Raw genomic sequence first — 4,108 nt, 5'->3', positions numbered from 1 at the left:
ATGTGCGTTGCTTTGATAGGAGGTATGGACAGGCTTGAGAGAGACTACATCAATATCAATGAGGCTGAAAGGCTGGGTGTTGAACTCAAGGTCTATACAAAATCGGAAAACAGGCATTGCATCAAAGATCAAGCATGTGGATGCAGTGGTTATTTTTACAAACAAGGTATCGCACAAGATAAAAAAGGAGGTGATGAATATAGCAAAAGCAAAAAATATTCCGGTTTTTCAGCATCATTCATGCGGTATCTGCACACTCAGAAACTGCCTAAGTTGTCTGAATAGCTCTACATTAGACTGCTTTGCGGTCAAAACGACAGGTGAGGTGTAAAAATGTACAAAATTTCGGGTGTAATGAAAATATTTTTGGCTGTTGTTTCGATGATTGTCTTTTTTACAACAACCGGACAGGTTTTTGCGCAGGAGTTAGTGATATACTCCGGCAGGGGAGAGAGGCTTATAAAGCCTGTTCTGGATGAGTTTACAAAAAAGACAGGGATAAAGATAACCCTTCACTCCGCAGGGACGGTGGAGTTGTTAAACAAGCTGCTTGCTGAAGGGGATAGGACAACTGCTGATGTTTATTTAACAGTTGATGCAGGAACCCTTGAAAGGGCGAGGATAGCAGGGCTGCTTCAGCCAATAAAATCCGATATTATTGAAAAGAACATTCCGGTTGCCATGCGCGCGCCTGACAATAGCTGGGTCGGCCTTTCGCTGAGAATAAGGGTTATCGCCTATAATCCCCAAAAAGTAAAACCAGAGGAGGTTAAGACCTTTGACAGCCTGACGGATCCTAAGTTTAAAGGCAGGCTTGGCTTGAGAACAGGCTCAAATGTATATCCTCAGTCTCACACTGCTATGATGATAGCTGAAAGGGGAGAGTCCGAAACCGAGAAATTTTTGAGAGCGGTATTAGCAAACGCAGGCGATAAAATATATCCTTCAGACAGCAGAGCAGTGGAGGCTGTTGCAAAAGGAGAGGTGGATGCGGCAATAGTCAATCACTATTATGTGTATGGGCATTTGAGGAAAAAACCTGATGACAAAAAGACCCTTGCCTTTGTTGTCCCTCCAAGAACCGCATACAATGTTTCAGGAGCCGGCATTTTAAAGACGAGCAAGAATAAAGAAGCCGCTCAGAAACTAATAGAGTTCATGGCATCGGATGAAGGGCAGGGAATGTTCAGCGAAGAAAACAGAGAGTATCCTGTAAATCCGAGGCTTGCTCCTCATGCGGATATGATGCCGAGGCAGCGGTTTACATTATCGGATGTGACGCTTTCTCAGATGGGACGTTATGTGGTTCCGGCCATAGATCTTATAGATAAAGTTGGGTATAGGTAAAAAAAATTCAAGATTCAAGATTCAAAATTTAAGATTAACGATACGATGAAAGGTAAATTCACATATCTTAGTCCATTATCAATAGGGGTGGCGGCAGTAGTCGCCACTCCTATAATATTTACTCTGTATAGCGCTTTAAGCACTGATGCGGGGTTATGGACAAGGCTATATGATACTCGTTTAAAGGTAATCCTGCCAAACACTCTGAAATTGCTTGCATCTGTTGGTTTTATGACAGCATTAATAGGAGTAAGCACGGCATGGATTGTAACAAGATATGATTTTCCGGGCAGAAAGATATGGGAATGGGCGCTGATACTGCCTCTTGCCGTTCCCGGCTATGTCCTTGCCTATGCCTATGCAAGCATTATGGCTCCGGGTGGCGTTTTTCAGTCAACATGGACAAGTTTATTTGGAGATATTATAAGTCCGCCTAATTTATACAGTTTCTGGGGCGTATCAATGGTATTAAGCCTTGTAAATTATCCATATGTATATCTTTTAACGAGGGCGAGCCTTCTCAGCCAGAATGTTGCTTATGATGAAGCAGCAAAGACGCTCGGTGTTTCGGGCTGGAAGCGTCTCTGGGCCGTAAATATCCGTCTGGCATATCCGGGCATTGTTGCAGGCATTGCGCTTGCATTAATGGAGGTTATGGCAGACTTCGGAACGGTTGCAATGCTCAGGTATCCGACTTTTACAGAGGCTATTTACAGGCAGATGACAGCGAGATTCGATCCTTCAGGCGCCGCAGCGCTCGGCTCCGTGCTTGTTTTAATGACATTCCTGCTTCTTAATCTTGAGCGGTATTTCAGAAGCAGAAGCAGGTTCGAGCAGACAAAGGGCAGGTTCAGGACATATATTCCGGGAAGGCTTGGATTAAGAGAGGGCATTCTCTGCAATGTGCTGATTTTATTTATACTCGGCATTGCTTTTTTTGCACCGGTCTCTATGCTTTTAAAATGGAGCACAGAAGCAGCATTAAGCGGCGGACTTGACAGCCGTTTTATAAGGTTTACATACAATGCTCTCCTTGTATCCGCAATCGGAGCTACAGTAGCGGTAGTTCTTGCTGTTCCTGCAGCATATCTTCACGCAAGAAAGCCGAATATCTTGAATAGGTCTGTATTTTACCTGTCCACATTGGGATACAGCCTTCCAGGTCCTGTCATAGCAGTGGGATTATTGCTTACTGCGGGCATTATATTCCCGTGGCTGTACGGGGGGCTTGCGATTCTTATAACAGCGTATGTCGTTAGGTTTATTCCTGTAACCATTCATTCTCAGGATTCGGCAATATCTGCTGTTTCAAGGTCGCTGGAAGACGCTTCCAGGACTCTCGGGACAGGGACATGGGGGACAATAAGGAAAATACTTTTGCCGCTAATTAAACCCGGACTGCTGACCGGATGGGTGATAGTGTTTGTAGATTGCATGAAAGAGCTTCCAGCTACATTAATGTTAAGACCTGTTGCCTTTGACACGCTGGCCGTAAGGGTGTGGATGGAGACATCGGAAGCCCTGTGGGAAATGGCAGCGCCTCCGGCCCTGCTGATAGTTCTTGCTGGACTTGTTCCTATAGCAATATTGATAAGAGATAAGAAGAATAAGCAGAGGAGGATATAATGGTATTTCGGCTGCATAAAGAAGAAAGTGCATGCGTTATGGAGACAGAAGCAGCCTTTGTCTTGCTCAAAAATGTCAGCAAGGTTTTCAATGGAAAGGTAGAGGCGGTTTCGAGAATTTCACTCAATGTCGAACAGGGTGAGTTTTTCTCTCTCCTCGGTCCGTCTGGCTGCGGCAAATCCACCATTCTGAGGATAATTGCCGGACTTGAGGCGCCGGACTCGGGCGAAGTGATAATAGGTGGCAGCCCCGTTGCCGGCAGCAGGTGGATACCGCCTGAAAAAAGAGGCGTAGGGCTTGTCTTTCAGGATTATGCCTTGTTCCCACATATGACCATATTTGACAATATCGCCTTTGGACTGAAGGGATGCGGCAGAAAGGAGTCAAATCGCAGGGTGGAGGAAATGCTTGAGATTGTAGGACTGGCCGGCATGGCAAAGAGGTATCCGCACGAGCTTTCCGGAGGACAGCAGCAGCGGGTTGCGCTTGCAAGGGCCCTTGCGCCTTTCCCGAAAGTCATGCTTCTGGATGAGCCGTTTTCGAATCTCGATGCGGATTTGCGCGTGGAGTTAAGAACAGAGACAAAGCAGATACTGAAAGGAAAGGGGATAACTACTATCCTTGTCACGCATGATCAGGAAGAGGCATTCTCTCTTTCCGACAGAATAGGAGTTTTAAATCACGGCAGGCTTGAGCAGGTCGGCACACCTTCTGAAATATACCATAAGCCTGTAAGCCGTTTTACTGCGGGTTTTGTAGGAAAGGCTGATTTTATCGGGGGAAGAATTCAGAACGGCGCTTTGATTTCTGATGCAGGCGTTTTCCGATGTCCGGAATGTGTCTCGCTGGAGGAAAGGGATGTGGATATAATGATACGGCCCGATGATGTAGATTTTGCACCGGATGAAGGAGGCGATGCTTTGATTTCTGATGTGCAGTTTTTGGGGCCCGAAGTTAGTTACCGGCTGGAGTTGCGCAACGGCATGGCAGTGCATTCGATTAAACCGTCAACAATCGTTTATGCCGCCGGAAAAAGGGTGAAAATTTATGTTGACCCGACACATATAATCGTATTTCCGAAGGAGGTTTGATATGTGCGTTGCTTTGATAGGAGGTATGGACAGGCTTGAGAGAG

At 45.9% G+C, this 4,108-nt stretch carries 4 protein-coding genes; all 4 read left to right on the top strand.

The window, feature by feature from the left end; all coding sequences use genetic code 11:
• Window positions 1-58 precede the first annotated feature (58 nt).
• The 4 genes from V7L97_RS11660 to V7L97_RS11645 are packed head-to-tail and all read left to right on the top strand — an operon-like array spanning window position 59 to window position 4,064.
• Complete coding sequence (locus V7L97_RS11660; RefSeq protein WP_442891833.1) at window positions 59-331, top strand: DUF2325 domain-containing protein; 273 nt, start codon at window positions 59-61, stop codon at window positions 329-331.
• Window positions 332-333: 2 nt separating this feature from the next.
• On the top strand, window positions 334-1,347 hold the full coding sequence (locus V7L97_RS11655) for an extracellular solute-binding protein (RefSeq protein ID WP_333656168.1): 1,014 nt from the start codon (window positions 334-336) through the stop codon (window positions 1,345-1,347).
• Between the two features lie 45 nt (window positions 1,348-1,392).
• Window positions 1,393-2,973: an ABC transporter permease gene (locus tag V7L97_RS11650; protein WP_333656166.1), complete on the top strand. Its 1,581-nt coding sequence runs from the start codon at window positions 1,393-1,395 to the stop codon at window positions 2,971-2,973.
• Entirely contained in the window at window positions 2,973-4,064 is a 1,092-nt protein-coding gene (locus V7L97_RS11645; protein ID WP_333656163.1) for an ABC transporter ATP-binding protein, read from the top strand. Before V7L97_RS11650 ends, V7L97_RS11645 begins: the two co-directional genes overlap by 1 nt.
• Window positions 4,065-4,108: the final 44 nt, after the last annotated feature.

Origin of the sequence: Dissulfurispira sp. (assembly GCF_036745535.1) — a bacterium.
In the GTDB taxonomy this organism is placed as follows: domain Bacteria; phylum Nitrospirota; class Thermodesulfovibrionia; order Thermodesulfovibrionales; family Dissulfurispiraceae; genus Dissulfurispira.
Note: the sequence above shows the minus strand (reverse complement) of the source record. Positions and strands in the feature narration are given on the sequence as shown.